The organism is Ruegeria sp. CDSA141 (genome assembly GCF_059612005.1).
Genome location: NZ_JBXWPT010000007.1, coordinates 21,500 through 34,649, shown reverse-complemented (window position 1 = coordinate 34,649; position 13,150 = coordinate 21,500). Strand labels below are relative to the sequence as shown.

The 13,150-nt window shown below is 52.3% G+C and carries 14 protein-coding genes and 1 pseudogene; 4 read left to right on the top strand and 11 right to left on the bottom strand.

What is annotated here, in order from left to right:
* Window position 1: 1 nt before the first annotated feature.
* Window positions 2-400 (bottom strand): DoxX family protein, encoded by a 399-nt coding sequence (locus AC2FLP_RS11870; RefSeq protein WP_496684800.1) that lies wholly within the window; start codon window positions 398-400, stop codon window positions 2-4.
* Between the two features lie 112 nt (window positions 401-512).
* On the opposite strand from AC2FLP_RS11870, the gene AC2FLP_RS11865 reads away from it, so the two are divergent.
* Window positions 513-1,193 carry an IS6 family transposase gene (locus tag AC2FLP_RS11865; protein WP_496684685.1) on the top strand — a complete coding sequence of 227 codons (681 nt, stop codon included), beginning with the start codon at window positions 513-515 and terminating at the stop codon, window positions 1,191-1,193.
* Window positions 1,194-1,431: 238 nt separating this feature from the next.
* Here AC2FLP_RS11865 and AC2FLP_RS11860 read toward each other — a convergent pair whose 3' ends face one another.
* The 3 genes from AC2FLP_RS11860 to AC2FLP_RS11850 form a co-directional block, all read right to left on the bottom strand.
* Window positions 1,432-1,728: a hypothetical protein gene (locus AC2FLP_RS11860; protein ID WP_299902623.1), complete on the bottom strand. Its 297-nt coding sequence runs from the start codon at window positions 1,726-1,728 to the stop codon at window positions 1,432-1,434.
* 835 nt (window positions 1,729-2,563) lie between these two features.
* Window positions 2,564-4,102 (bottom strand): ShlB/FhaC/HecB family hemolysin secretion/activation protein, encoded by a 1,539-nt coding sequence (locus tag AC2FLP_RS11855; protein WP_496684684.1) that lies wholly within the window; start codon window positions 4,100-4,102, stop codon window positions 2,564-2,566.
* A gap of 221 nt (window positions 4,103-4,323) precedes the next feature.
* The gene (locus AC2FLP_RS11850; protein ID WP_299902629.1) at window positions 4,324-5,256 is read right to left on the bottom strand and encodes an SdiA-regulated domain-containing protein; all 933 of its coding nucleotides are present in this window, start codon (window positions 5,254-5,256) and stop codon (window positions 4,324-4,326) included.
* A 181-nt stretch (window positions 5,257-5,437) separates the two neighbouring features.
* Here AC2FLP_RS11850 and AC2FLP_RS11845 point away from each other — a divergent pair, with 181 nt between their 5' ends.
* Window positions 5,438-6,196, top strand: a complete 759-nt coding sequence (locus AC2FLP_RS11845; RefSeq protein WP_496684682.1) for a DUF4956 domain-containing protein — start codon at window positions 5,438-5,440, stop codon at window positions 6,194-6,196.
* Here AC2FLP_RS11845 and AC2FLP_RS11840 read toward each other — a convergent pair whose 3' ends face one another.
* The 7 genes from AC2FLP_RS11840 to AC2FLP_RS11810 form a co-directional block, all read right to left on the bottom strand.
* Entirely contained in the window at window positions 6,197-7,138 is a 942-nt protein-coding gene (locus AC2FLP_RS11840; protein WP_496684680.1) for a metallophosphoesterase family protein, read from the bottom strand.
* A complete protein-coding gene (locus AC2FLP_RS11835; RefSeq protein WP_496684678.1) occupies window positions 7,128-8,561 on the bottom strand; it encodes a hypothetical protein in 1,434 nt (477 codons plus the stop codon). The genes AC2FLP_RS11840 and AC2FLP_RS11835 overlap by 11 nt, the downstream gene beginning before the upstream one ends.
* A 711-nt stretch (window positions 8,562-9,272) precedes the next feature.
* Complete coding sequence (locus AC2FLP_RS11830; RefSeq protein WP_299902641.1) at window positions 9,273-9,446, bottom strand: hypothetical protein; 174 nt, start codon at window positions 9,444-9,446, stop codon at window positions 9,273-9,275.
* 42 nt (window positions 9,447-9,488) lie between these two features.
* Window positions 9,489-9,794: a hypothetical protein gene (locus AC2FLP_RS11825; protein ID WP_496684677.1), complete on the bottom strand. Its 306-nt coding sequence runs from the start codon at window positions 9,792-9,794 to the stop codon at window positions 9,489-9,491.
* Between the two features lie 60 nt (window positions 9,795-9,854).
* A complete protein-coding gene (locus AC2FLP_RS11820) occupies window positions 9,855-10,469 on the bottom strand; it encodes a hypothetical protein (protein ID WP_496684675.1) in 615 nt (204 codons plus the stop codon).
* A 55-nt stretch (window positions 10,470-10,524) separates the two neighbouring features.
* Entirely contained in the window at window positions 10,525-10,887 is a 363-nt protein-coding gene (locus AC2FLP_RS11815) for a hypothetical protein (protein WP_496684674.1), read from the bottom strand.
* Window positions 10,888-11,187: 300 nt separating this feature from the next.
* Window positions 11,188-11,487 carry a hypothetical protein gene (locus AC2FLP_RS11810; RefSeq protein ID WP_496684672.1) on the bottom strand — a complete coding sequence of 100 codons (300 nt, stop codon included), beginning with the start codon at window positions 11,485-11,487 and terminating at the stop codon, window positions 11,188-11,190.
* A 579-nt stretch (window positions 11,488-12,066) separates the two neighbouring features.
* Between AC2FLP_RS11810 and AC2FLP_RS11805 the strand changes: the two are divergent.
* Both AC2FLP_RS11805 and AC2FLP_RS11800 read left to right on the top strand, forming a co-directional pair.
* Window positions 12,067-12,683 (top strand): annotated as a pseudogene (locus AC2FLP_RS11805) (IS3 family transposase); the annotation flags it as partial.
* 14 nt (window positions 12,684-12,697) lie between these two features.
* Complete coding sequence (locus AC2FLP_RS11800; protein WP_299902214.1) at window positions 12,698-13,051, top strand: alpha/beta fold hydrolase; 354 nt, start codon at window positions 12,698-12,700, stop codon at window positions 13,049-13,051.
* The last annotated feature ends 99 nt before the right edge of the window (window positions 13,052-13,150 follow it).

Here is a 13,150-nt window from a genome sequence, read left to right as displayed (position 1 = left end):
CTTAATGTCCTTTCCGGAAAATTTGCATCATGCCGAGGCTGTTTGACTGTACCGCGTCTCCGGGGTGAACCACGAAGAACCACGCCCACCAGATCAGCAACGACTGAAGCGGTGCGCGGATCAGGAGGTAGATCGGTCCCTGAACATGCCCGCCCATGCCGGTGTGATTGAACGCGGCATAAACATTGACTGGAAAGAATGCGACCAAGACGCCGATGCCGAAAAGTCCGGCCAGGCGACGGTTGGCAGGATTTATGAGTCCGGCGGCAACGCCAAGTTCGAGCAGTCCGGTTGCCAGGACGAGCGGCGTGGCAAAGGGAATGAACGGTGGCATCATCCGGGTCATTGCCTTGGTCTCGACAAAGTGGCCGACGCCAAAGAAAGCGAAGGCAAGGGCGATGCCGATGGTACCACCTAAGCGCGTTTTGGATCTGTTGCAAACTTTTGACCATTGACCTTTGTGGTGCTAGCGCCTGGGTAGCGAACGGCATTACCCAGTTGAAGGTTAGTTTATGATTTCTTTCAAAGGTGCACAGTATCCGAAAGACGTGATCCTGTTCGCAGTGTTCTTTTACGTTCGCTACGGTGTCTCCTATCGAGACCTGGAAGAAATCATGGCCGAGCGCGGTGTTTCAGTGGACCACACTACGCTGAACCGATGGGTAACACGGTATTCTGGTGCAATCGCTGAAGCAGCACGTCGCCGCAAAGGGCCATGCGACCTTTCTTGGAGGATGGACGAAACGTATATCAAGATTAAAGGCGCGTGGGTTTACCTCTATCGAGCTGTCGACAAACACGGCAAAACCCTTGATTTCATGCTTTCACGACGTCGAAACAAACCTGCAGCCACAAGGTTCTTCGCCAGGATGTTGGAGACAAATGGATTGCCGAGGAAGATTGTGATCGACAAGAGCGGTGCCAACACCGCTGGCATCAAGGCCATCAACAAAATGCTCAAAGGCTTTGGCTGCCCGATCCCAATTGAGATGGTGAGGCGGAAATACTTGAACAATATCATCGAACAGGATCACCGTTTCATCAAAAGGCGTATCCGGCCGATGCTGGGGTTCAAAGCCTTCACTTCAGCAGCGGCAACGTTGGACGGCATCGAAGTTGCTCACATGATCCGCAAAGGTCAATTCACGCCCGGACTCTGTCCATTTCTACAATTCGCAGAACTGGCCGCCTAACCCATCGGCGCAAAAGCAGGATTCCGAACAACCACAAACTTTGCAACGGAACCCTGTGTACCGCAGATAGAAAAACACAGCGTACAAAACTGCGTCTTTGGGGAAGTGACAGCCTTTCAAGGAGATCATGCTTAAACCTGTTCGAAAACTATTCGGCGGGAACAAACGCCAGATCCGGCGTGCCCGTCAATCGGACATCAAAGTTTGCGACACATCCGCAAAACCTCCCCAGCGAGCTTCAGCGTTGCTTTCGTTTGACCGAGATAATGCATCCGGAATGCTTCGGGTGCCGTGCTGGTACATCACGAGCCATCGCATCCACATTTCCAAGGTGTCGTAGTGCCCCGCTGTTCAGCAACACGCCGCGCCCGGCATCATACCGACGTTGCCCAAATCCGCTGGCAACGCATTCCCAGTCTTCCTTGGCTGCCGCGTTGCGGAACCTCGGCAGGTCGTGCGGGTCATGCCGTCCGGGTGTTGCTGCGACGTGATCGTGTTTCTTCGCATTGCTTTGGTGGGTTAAATGGTGGGACACTTGTGTTGTGCCAGGTTGTTGGACAGTACCGGTTGTCGGCCTCGGCTTGGGACGCATGATCGTCACGACGCCTTGTGGTTTCGGATGCCCTGGGACGGCCACGTGAGTTGCCGTAGGTTTTGGTGTCAACTGTGGAACCTGGCCAGGAACCGCCGTGGGAACCTGATTGGGTGTTGCAGTCGGGACGAGCGGTGGCACAGCAGTTTGACCGGTGGGCTGAGGCGGGACCTGACCAGGAACTGCGACTGGTATTTGGTTTGGTGTCGCGGTGGGCACAAGTGGCGGCACCGCTGTTGGGCCGGTAGGTTGAGGCGGAACCTGGCCAGGGATAGCTATCGGAACTTGATTGGGAGTTGCAGTCGGAACTTGCGGCGGCACCGCGGTAGGCCCGGTAGCCAATGGCGGAACCTGATTTGGAACGGCTGTCGGAACCCGGTTTGGAGTCGCATTTGGAGTCAAAGGCGGAGCTAGGGTCGGCGCTACTACCGGCGTGGGAACCTGACCGGGAACCGCTATTGGTGTCGCGATAGGAACCTGACCGGGAATTGCGTTCGGAACCGCGCCCGGCGCAAGGACTGGAACAGTAACGGATGTGGGCGTTTGCTGCGTTCCCTTAGGCGGCAACTGATTTGCTACCGGCTGAGTTGGGCCGGTAATTTGATTCCCTGTCCCTTGCCCACCGGCCTGCCCGCATCCTTGGCTTGACTGGTGAGGATTCCCCACGCCACGGCACCACCCGTAGTGATTTCCGCCGGCAACGACCTGTGTAGCGGCCAGTTCTGCAATCAAACAAGCTGTCGTAAGTAACGCAATTCTGTTCAGTTTCATAACATCCTCACCAACTTGTTGTCAGAGCAAGATATGCGCCAGGATCGCCAGAGTCAGTCAAAGGGCCGTCTCTCAAGGGAACACCTACGTATCCTGATAGGAATAGGTTTTGCTTAAACTCAATGTCCAAACCCAGACCTGTCGATGCCAGTGTAGCACTTCTCACTTCGAAACTGGCGGGATCATTATTCGAGATGTAACCAACGTCGAAAAAAGCGAAGGGCGTCAATCGATGAACGTTCTGCGAGCTTGGGAAATAGGAATGAGATACTTCGAAGATTGCTGAGATCCCTGAATCACCATCCACTTCGTCAAAGCGGTATCCACGCAACGCATAACGATCACCAAGGAAGTACTCTTCGACAGAGGGTAACCGGTCTGTTGTGTATTGACCCCAGATCTCTGTCCGCCAAGCTGTGTTGGGCGATAAGCCCGGTAGGGGGCTTTCATATCCGATGCCGCCCCTCAAATGCCAGAACGAAGAGTCCCCGTCATCAAAGCTTGCGTCTGTCGTGTCGTTGTCGCCAAAGGACAGAGTTAACCCTGCTTCAAGCGCTTGCCCCTTTGGGTAATTCTGGCCGTAAAGGTAAGTAAGGCCAACGACACTGGCGTCACTCGATAGTGGAACGCCTCCGCTGACTGAATCCGCTTCTGAAAGACGGTAGTCCAGCAGCAGGTATCCATATCGGGCGACATCGCGGATAACGGGGTAACCCAATGCGACGGTGAAGTTTTCCCCGTCGATATCAGTTCTTGCGAAATCGCCAGAGATATCACGCTTGGCGTTTACATTCCCGTAGAAGATCTCACCGTACAAACCATTACTGTTAAGAGGCGTGCGATAGGTAAGAGCGCCCCATAAAGAGTGCTCATCGTCTTTGTCCCAATTGTAATTGCCTGATCCCTCAAATCGCAGCAAATCCCCGACGGTCAGCGTTGAATAAAACTCTTGCACGACATAGAAGCTGAGCGCTTCTCCAAGCTCACGCGGAGGGTTGTCGAGTGTCGCACTGCCGGCTTGTTGGCGCAGAGGCTCTCCCAATACTCTCAGCCTGGCACCTGCCTGATCCGGATAATCAAGTTCGGTCGACAACTCCAAGTCAGGTATGTCCTCGGCTAACATAACCGCCCGCTCAAATCGTTGGAGAGTTATTGGATATGCGGTAGTGAGAGGGCGAAATATCTTTTCTAAGCTTTGGAACGTACGAGTATCTACGCCTTCAATTTCGATGGTTTGAATACGCCCTTCATCAACAACAATGCTCTGCCCATCGAGACCGGGCCAAGCCTCAGCCAAGAAATAACCGTCTTCTCGGTAGATCTGAGTGATCGTTGATGCGACCTCCACCGCTGTAATGCGCCCTGACCGATTGAAGGCCAACTGACCAGCGAAAGTTAAAAGCTCATCTGCGTCATACACCGTTACGCCGCTGACTGAGTGCTGTGATGCAATGTCCCAGCTTTGAGCAATGCTGGTATTTGGAACTGATACAGTGGCCACAAGAGTGCAAATGATCGCAAATACAACCGAGCTGAATACGCGCATTTTTGACAACCTTTAGGAGACCGAGCATGTTGAAGCCCAATCTTATTATGACGTTCGTATGTGTGAACCTAACGCTATTCGAATATATTGATGGGTGATGTTTTTAAGAAACACAGTAAACAGAGCGCAGTTTTACTTAGTACGACGCTCATACGACGGTACTCAGTCAACTAACCCCGGTTTCCAACCAGTTAGAGCAGAGAGAACTAGTATGAAAGTCCTCACAACTCCGGTTGCTCAAAAACATAAAGCCGCGATTTCTTAGCATCGTCTGTCAGGATATAAAGAAGCCCCTTGGTTTCATCGAGAGCGATCCCTTCAGGATGTTTAACTTCCTTTTGATTGCCATCTTCTGTGAACGTCAAACTTATGGACTTTACTGACTTGGATTCTGGATTGTAGACGAAGATCTGACGACCTTTGTCACTCACAATCCAAAGAGAACGTGAGGACGGGGACCAAGCCAAGCCGCTCAAATCCAGTTCATCATCATCCGCACGCTCGGAGATAAAGCCTGCTTCACTCGCTAAAGGAATGATCTCGACAATTTCGTCTAGCTCTGGTGATACGACCAATAACAACCTTGGTTGTCCCTCAATGCCAACGAAGACCCTCCCGGATTTCGGGTCAACGGCGATACCTTCGGGTCCCTTGTTCAATGGGTTGCCGACAAGCAACTCAGCGGCGGCCGGGTAACCTGTAAGAGTTGTGAGAGGTATTGTTGTCAATTGAATAGGGTCGGTTGGGTGCACGACTAGAATTGATCGATCAGTTTCCTGAAGCACCAAAACAGACCCATCATTGCGCGACGCGACGCCCTCCAAATCTGATCCTGCCAATGCTGGCAACTTGAAAGAGTTTCCTAGTACCCCGTCGATCCCAAGTAGGTGCAGTTTAGGTTCGGCATCACTTACAGACCACAAGAAGCCTTCAGCGTTAGACATTGCCAAACCGGAAGGCTCGGAAAATCCCTCTGATTTGTCTGCCACCTTGAATTTATCGACCAGAACCAAACCAGCACTTTCGGCGTAGGCAAAATCGGTCCAAGGCAAGAAGGCTGCCGCAACCAAGCTGGCCGTAAAAGCGAATCGTCTAAGTTTACAGAAACACCGTGAAATTGCAGGTTTTGACGGAAACACTTTGTTTTCTGCCATTCAATTTTCTCGCGTGTGGAACACATCCCTTTATCGCGTTCTTATCACAGTTCGACTGCGATGTCGTAAGAATGCTCTTTGAACTCTTTACCTGATCCCGTCTGTTGCGATTGAATTGAATGGGGCACGATATGCCTGCGGTGAAGCGTAAGCCTTTGGCGTGAGCAAGAAGGAAGACAAGTTGAATACGACTCTCACATTCGTGACCGTGTTGTTGATGCTGCTGTTGCCAGGTGCTGCGGTGTCACAAGTCGACCCTGCGACGATGCTGGCCGGGGCTTCGGGGTCGGAAATTGTAGTCGAACGCCGATGGACGCAATTTCGTGGCAAACAGGAACTGTATTTCTTTACTCTCGATGTGATCGTCACAATCATTCTGGCTGGCTTGATCGTCTATCATCCGGTGAGACGTAAAGCCCGTAGAAGCGTCCGCGACATAGTTATGCCAAGGCTCTTCTTCCTTTATGCGCTTATCGGCATGGCGGTTGGATTCTTGGTAGTTCAGCACGGGTCAATGATTGGTTTCGTTATCTTTGGCATCGGTGCGTTGCTTAGGTTCCGCTCCAATCTGGATGATCCGGTCGATACAGTCGAAATGATAATCGTGACTGTTCTTGGTCTTGCGGTCGGTTTGGGCTTGCCACTGATGGCCACACTGGTGGCGATTGTATGTTGGTGTTTCATTTGGCTCGGCGGAAGAAACAAGGGCGTGGAAATTTCGCTCAAAGCTTCAGACGAAGAAAACTCATTGAACGTCAGCGGAGACATTGAAGCCATGGCAGCAGACGCTGGCTGGAAACTGGTCAGAAAACACCACGTTCCGGGCAAATCTCGCGTTTCTTTGCTTTTCATCACCTCGGGTGGACTGTCGGAAGCCCGGATCGAAGAGATGATAAACGATCTGGTTCCTGAAAAAGTTGAGCTGAAACTCAACCTCTAGTCATTTCACAAGGTCTAATCGTTTCAACACCGCATTCGGGGATCTGATCTCTTTCGGGAGCGACTTGAAATTTACCGACCTTTCGAAATCGGGCCCTCGATATACTGCTATCCCAAACTCTCCGTTCGGCTGGAACGTAACATGAGTGAAGCTGTGAGGCGATCTGGCGCTATCGCCAATAAGCCGCCGCGGGCCACCGCCCAAACATGCCTGAGAAACATAAGCCACACCGTCTTTCCAACCCGGGTAGAACGCATGATGGTGGCCCGACAGATGCAGAACGACACCGCTTTCCAGATAGATTTTCTCAAGTGTTGGGTCACCGATGATTTCGCGTTCGCGCTGGATCGCGAAGGGCCAAAGCGGAAGATGACTGAAAGTGACAATCGGGTCTCCATTTGCACCCAGTTCCTTTAGCCGGTCCTGCTGGTCGCTGGATAGCGGCCCCAAGGTCGTAGCGTCCAAAGACGCAAACGTTACGCCCTGCATCTCAAAAGCGTAGAAGAACGGGTAGTCATCCGAAACCAGGAAGTCGACGTCTGGTTTTCTCGGCGCCCATTCCTCTGCGTATATTTTTCTTTCACGCTCGAACCCACGGTAGGCGGAGGCATCATGGTTCCCAGGCGTGACCGCAAATGGAATGCCGGCAGCCTCTAAAGGATCTGATACGGCCTCGTGAAACGCCTTCCACATCTCCCTGACCTGTTTGTCGGATAAGTTGGGAATGCGCTGTCCCGCAACCATATCTCCGGTCGAAATAACCAAATCGGGATCAATCTCGACTATCCGCTCAATCGCCTTGTCCACGCGGGCATCGTATTTCACCGAACCGTAGCTTCCGTTCAGATCCGATATGACGATGACATCCAATGCCGCCGCTTTGCTGGCGAGCAGAGTTGTCCAAATGATCACCGCAACAAGGGCAGAACGCTTACGGGTCATTACAGTCCACCGCCTCTACCTCGGTGTCGTTTCTCAAAAAGAATGCGACAGGGTTCAAGTCGAACATCAAATCACCACTAGAACAATTGTTCTTTAGGATGGACGTTGCCAACGCGGTGTTCTTCACCACTTGTGCAATCTGACTGTCAGACAGCCCAAGGCTTTGCGATAGCCAGTCATAAACCGGGCCTTGGGTTTGAAGGTCACTATTCAATGCAACCAAGCGCCGGTACGTGCTTGGAGAGAAGTGCCGCATTTTCTCTAGCATTTGAGTGGATTTTGCGAAGTTGGCATACTCGACCCGCCCACCAGCATCATTGTCGTTTAGATTGCTGCGACGGATCAATAGTGCCTCGGCGGGAATATCTCCATCGTTTGGCTCATGGTGCTTGGCTTTCTTGTGCTTCAGCTTTCCGTCTTCGACCCAATACCAATAGGGTGTGAAGTCTATGTTTCCTACGCGGTCCTGCTGGCTAAAGATGAAATCGAGGAGAACAATCTCGGTAAGTTCTTGCATCCAAAATGCCATCTGTTGGTCGCTGACATCGGGACCGAGATCCTTGTTGATCATCCGGTCTTTTCGGCCTTCTCCGACGCCCTCTGCGATTGCCCCTGACAATGGTTTTGAAGAACGTAAAGCCAAGAAAGCTGGGGTTTCCTGAAAATCACGGTTTTGTCCTTTCCCCCAACCAGATTTGCGGGTGCCGTTGATTTCCGAGCCGTATCGATGCCCAGGACTGTCAAGCAGTACACCGTATATTTGTGTTCGATCTGCGGTGAATAGATCATCGGCCGGTTGGTATGTGTTCGGGTCGGCATCCGCAGCTGCGAATACCCGCCAGCCTTCGTGGTTCATGCGCCCGCCATGAGAGCCACCAGAAATCGCAAGGCCAGGCTCTGCGACCTCGGAAAAATGCGCCTGGGCGTCCATGCTACGCCAAACGGCGACTGGAACTTTGACAGTCGCGTCGAAATATCTGGAGAAATGATAGTAAAGCAGCGATGAGGTGGAAAACGTTCCACTGGTGCCCTTTTGGTTCATGGTGGACTTGAATTTAGCCACCCTGTCCTTGGCCAGATCTTTTGCCGCTTTCCCCTCTTTGCAAGCGTTTCTCTCGAATTCAGAACGGTTCCCCGTGTAGGGTCCTTCCGAAATATCGTAGACGGCCATTCCTGGGCTGGTGCTCCAGGATTTTGGGCAAATAGCAATTTCGGAGGCATAGAAATCGATCTCGCAATAGGCTGTTTCTTCCTCAAGATCGCTGTTCTTATACTCGCCCGTTGGAACTTTTTTGATCCGAATACAGCGTTCAGCAACGCCGTAGGGACTATCAAATGTAGTGGCTTCACCGAGAACATCGTCGTTCGCCCACAAGACAGTGGGTGCAATGAAAGCAAGTGACCCCAGAAGATTGAACTTCATTTGGATAGTCCTCCCAATATCATTTTGGGCAAATCGCTGCCTGTTGATCGGTGGAGATCTTCAATTTTGGGTCGACACTGAAGTTGGCGAATTTTGAGTCAATCCACTGGTCGCACCCGCCTGAACATGGGGCCCCGTTTCGGGCATCATTCCAATATTCCTTGGCCCTTTCTTCCGTCCAACCACAAAACTGAACGAGCGCCATTGCCGACAATGCCCCGGAGGAATGAACGCCCCACATGCAGTGCACCAGAACAGGGCCCTTTCCAGGGTTTTCAATCACGTCGTGTATGGATGCCATGACAGCGCTGGGTCGGGAGGATCTGGCGCCTTGATAGTCAAAGGTTCCGTTTCCGCAACTGGTGCGACCGTATTCAGTGTTTTTTCCAAAGTCGGCATAAAACCCGGTTGAAAACCCTTCATCACACAGAGTTTCGCGTTGTCCTTCACTCAGGCCCGTTCGGTCTTTGTCGCCACCTTTGAAACCAGAGCGATACAATACTCCACTTAAGACTGGGCGAAAGAAAGCGACGCCATCAACACCTCCGTCGCCACCCTTTGAAAGCATTTGACCGTTGCTTGGCCCACCGTTTCGACTGGTCACGTCGGAGTTCGCAGAGGTCGCGGCCAAAACTGCCCACATCAATAATGCAATGAACCGCATGCATGCTCCTTTGTCAGAAAAGTTTGTGAGAAGATTATGCGGAAATGTCAGATAGGCCAAACCAAGTTAATGATCAGGACAACCACAAAGTAGGCTAAAACAACCTTCCAATTCCACTGATGCTTGTTTTCTTCGTTGATCACCCCGGCAGATTTCAAAACGAGGTTTGTGACTATCAAAGCTGTGACAGTCACCACAGCGTGTGCAAGATCGAAGTGCATTTCTCAGCCTCCTTCACTTTAATAAACTAATCCAGACAAAAATCAGCAGTCGGCGGAAGGAAGCATGGTGACATCTGAATACCGACCCTCAGATGTAGTAATGCGCGCGCAAGCGCCTGTATTCCGGTTGAACCAGTACGATGTCAGCCCTTCGCTGCGGATAAGTTCAAAACCAAGATTCTGAATCCCCGTTTCAGCCTGACCGGCGCGCGCACCTTCAAAGGGCGAAAGGTCGCTTGAATTGCCGACGGTTGGCGACACAGTATCCACTGATCCCCCGGTATCGTCACATGCCGCCAAAGCAAGGGCACAAACTGCACCTCCAAGCAGCGATAGATTGGTTCTCATTTCTTCTCTCCCTTTCTGGTCTCCAGCAATCCAAAAATCCAGTGCAACTCACGCATGGACTTACTCGATTCCAAATATGACGTTGTAGTCAACTTGCGCATTTCCCCGGTTAATAACTTCAACGACATGGTCGCCAGATTGCCAAAGCTGTCCTCGATACTCTTTGTCCGCCGACATCAACTTCAGAAGCTCCGAGTCATCAGGGTTGCGAATGACGTAGTCCAACGACCCGTTTCGTGGCGCGACACGCACATACAGAAACTGTTCGTTCTGCGCGCCAAGGACATATTGATGAGAGGCGCCGGGCGCGAGTTGGCCGACGAGTTCGGCACCGGTGGACCCGGCATCGAATTTGACACGTTGGCGACCGGTAGACCCGGCGGCACCGTCCAGGGCTCCACCGCCATCATCCATTGCTTCGACAACCGACATCTCGCCGATGCTTCCATCCTTGTAAGCGATGCAGCGCCAAAGTGTTCCGCCTGCGTCTCGCAGCATGACGAGCGTACCAGCTTCCGAGAACTCTGAGCTTTCAATCGTTCCGGATTGACCGTCTGGTCCACCAACCTGTCGCAAATGGTCGATACACACGTCGTCGGCTTCCGACATTGCAAGAGCAGCTGTGCCCGAAATTGCAATCATGGGTGTGAGGAGTTTGAGTAAACCGAATTTCATCAGATGGTCCCCTGTTGGCTTGTCCTTACAATTTTGTTCCGTACAAAGCGGAACCTCACTTCGCTTCTCGTAACTTTGATAGAAATTCATCGCATGCCTGTGCGCTGCCGACGATCTCGTCTGTTGGTTCAATACCTTGTAGCGATGCCATCTCGGAGTTTACGCGATTGAGGATCTGATCCGCTTGCTCGGCGGTGATCAGGTTCTCGGCTTGTGCTCCTTTCAATGTGGAGCAGACACCGGCGGACAAACCTGTCGCAGCACCGACACCCATTGCGGCTCCGCCACCTAAGGTCATCGCCCCAACCACACCGAGGACCAGCCCGATCACAATACCCAAGATCACTTTTCCCATGTTTTCCTCCCTTTTGGTGAGAAAGAGTTCAGCCTTCACTACTGCCGCAAACTGCGTGCCCATCTGCAAATCAAGACCAGCACTAACAGGTTGAGAACCGGTGCAAGCGCCGCGAACCACGGTTTAACTGGCTCTGAAACCAAGTCCGATACAAGTATCCAAGGCAGTCCCAACGGCAAAAGGAACACCCCGGACAAAGGGTCTCTTTCTTGTCCGAACCAGCCAAATGTACCTGTCAAGAACGCAACCAACGCCAACAGATACAGGATCGCGAATACGATGATGATGGATTTACAAACCAAGTCGAGCCTCAGAAGATCAAGCCAGTGCTGCGCAGCCGATTTCGGCTACGCAGCAGACTGCTCACAATGCGCCTTCGTCGCCCAGGAACTCGATACCAGCTGTCGCGCCATCACTGTAAGCAATACAATTCCAAGGGGCACGATCCTCGCCAACGCCTACAGTGACTTGTGTTCCAGCCTCGCTAAACGCAGATGAGAGCACCACGACTTGCGAATTGTTCGTCGTGTTGGCTACATCTCGCAAACACGCCTGCTGAGCCGGCGTGAGCTCGGCGGACGCGCTTGATGTACTCGTGTCGTCGCAGGCCGCAAGCAGTGCGAAACATATCGCGCCTGCAATCATCACCATCTTGTTAGACATTTTCTTCTCCCTTTGGTTCCCTTGAAATTAATAAAATTGGATGCGCTTGTTTGAAGCTCTCGCGTCTGTGCAGCCAATAGAACATACCTCGTTCCTGTGACTGTCTTACCCAAAACTTGCCGCGGAGGGCTTGGTCGGCGGAACGATTTTTCGTTGACTACCGAGACCGCCAACAACGCGTGATGGCTGAATGGCGTCACTGCAAAAAGCTAGAGCGAACTCTGGAGGGAGGGCCAGTTCGTTGAGTCTAAGCATCGCGTCCTCCCAACGCTCGATCATTATTAAAGGCCTTCCGACCGCCAGCACTCACTCTAGCAGTCGGAAGGGCCCGATAAATCGGGCGACACCGACAACAACGGAGGTAAAATAAAGTTGAGTCGAATTCGCATGTTTGAATCTTATTTTTCATAAATCAATATTTTTTCCGCGCGTAAAATTCTTTACGCTCTCATGCGATAGGCTTCTACTTTCAAACAAAAAAGTAAGTGGGAGCATCCATAGGGGCGAGTGTGTTCTCCTGAGCTGAGCCTCCCCAACTGAACTGGTCCACCCCTATGTTTAGGAAACGGAGGACCAAGAATGGCAAACAAGCGACCGAAGCCTGAAGAGATTGTCTCGAAGTTACGGCAGGTTGAAGTTCTGATGGGTCAAGGCATGTCCCGTCTTGATGCGATCAGACAGATCGGAGTTGTTGAGCAAACCTATTACCGCTGGCGGAAGAAGTACGGTGAAATGGGTGCTGATCAATTGAAGGAACTGAAACGGCTTCAGGAAGAGAACGAGCGGCTGAGACGCGCAGTTTCAGATCTGACGCTGGACAAACTGATCCTGACGGAAGCCACAAAGGGAAACTTCTGAGCCCCGCTCGTCGTCGTGCCTGCATCGATCATGTCCGCAGCCAGCTCAAAGTATCTGAGCGACGCGCCTGCCGCGTGCTTGGACAACACCGGTCCACGCAACGGCGCGTCCCACAAGGTCGCGCAGACGAAGACCGGCTGGTGGCCGACATGATCGAGCTGACCCGTCAATATGGCCGATATGGCTATCGCAGGATCGCTGCACTGCTGAGAGAGGCTGGCTGGTCTGTCAGCGATGGGCGGATTGAACGGCTTTGGCGGCGAGAGGGGCTGAAAGTGCCAGTGAAACAACCGAAGAAAGGACTGCTCTGGCTGAACGATGGGTCGTGTGTTCGGCTGATGACTACCCATCGATGCGTGATCTGATGGCTCAGATCATCACACCGGGTGCAAGCGACGAAGAACGGCGTCAAACCGCTCGTGATATGCGCGAGATGATTTCACCGAAAAACATGGGCCGGTATCGCGATGTCATTGATTACATAGATATCCGACATTTGTTGCCTTCCGTCGAGGTTCCATGCCTCCTGTGCCATTCGACGGGAGATCGAATGCAACCTGTCGAACAGGGGCAGATATTCGCCAAAGGCCTGCCGAATGCGCGTCTCATTACATATGAAAGCAACAATCATCTGATGACCCGGAATGACCCGGAGTGGCCACGTCTTGAACGCGACGTAACTGCATTTTTGTTCGCTCACAGTTGAATTGCTCGCGTGGCTGTCAAGATTAGGAGCAGCATGGCAGCACCGAATTATCCAGCGTCAGTTTCGGGCTCACTGCCGTCCGATGTCGGTGCTGCGTGA

Coding starts and splice junctions, on each gene's coding strand:
- AC2FLP_RS11800 (WP_299902214.1), top strand. CDS start 12,698: ATGCGTGATCTGATGGCTCAGATCATCACACCGGGTGCAAGCGACGAA.
- AC2FLP_RS11825 (WP_496684677.1), bottom strand. CDS start 9,794: ATGAGAACCAATCTATCGCTGCTTGGAGGTGCAGTTTGTGCCCTTGCT.
- AC2FLP_RS11840 (WP_496684680.1), bottom strand. CDS start 7,138: ATGACCCGTAAGCGTTCTGCCCTTGTTGCGGTGATCATTTGGACAACT.
- AC2FLP_RS11850 (WP_299902629.1), bottom strand. CDS start 5,256: ATGGCAGAAAACAAAGTGTTTCCGTCAAAACCTGCAATTTCACGGTGT.
- AC2FLP_RS11830 (WP_299902641.1), bottom strand. CDS start 9,446: ATGCACTTCGATCTTGCACACGCTGTGGTGACTGTCACAGCTTTGATA.
- AC2FLP_RS11820 (WP_496684675.1), bottom strand. CDS start 10,469: ATGAAATTCGGTTTACTCAAACTCCTCACACCCATGATTGCAATTTCG.
- AC2FLP_RS11865 (WP_496684685.1), top strand. CDS start 513: ATGATTTCTTTCAAAGGTGCACAGTATCCGAAAGACGTGATCCTGTTC.
- AC2FLP_RS11815 (WP_496684674.1), bottom strand. CDS start 10,887: ATGGGCACGCAGTTTGCGGCAGTAGTGAAGGCTGAACTCTTTCTCACC.
- AC2FLP_RS11855 (WP_496684684.1), bottom strand. CDS start 4,102: ATGCGCGTATTCAGCTCGGTTGTATTTGCGATCATTTGCACTCTTGTG.
- AC2FLP_RS11835 (WP_496684678.1), bottom strand. CDS start 8,561: ATGAAGTTCAATCTTCTGGGGTCACTTGCTTTCATTGCACCCACTGTC.
- AC2FLP_RS11810 (WP_496684672.1), bottom strand. CDS start 11,487: ATGTCTAACAAGATGGTGATGATTGCAGGCGCGATATGTTTCGCACTG.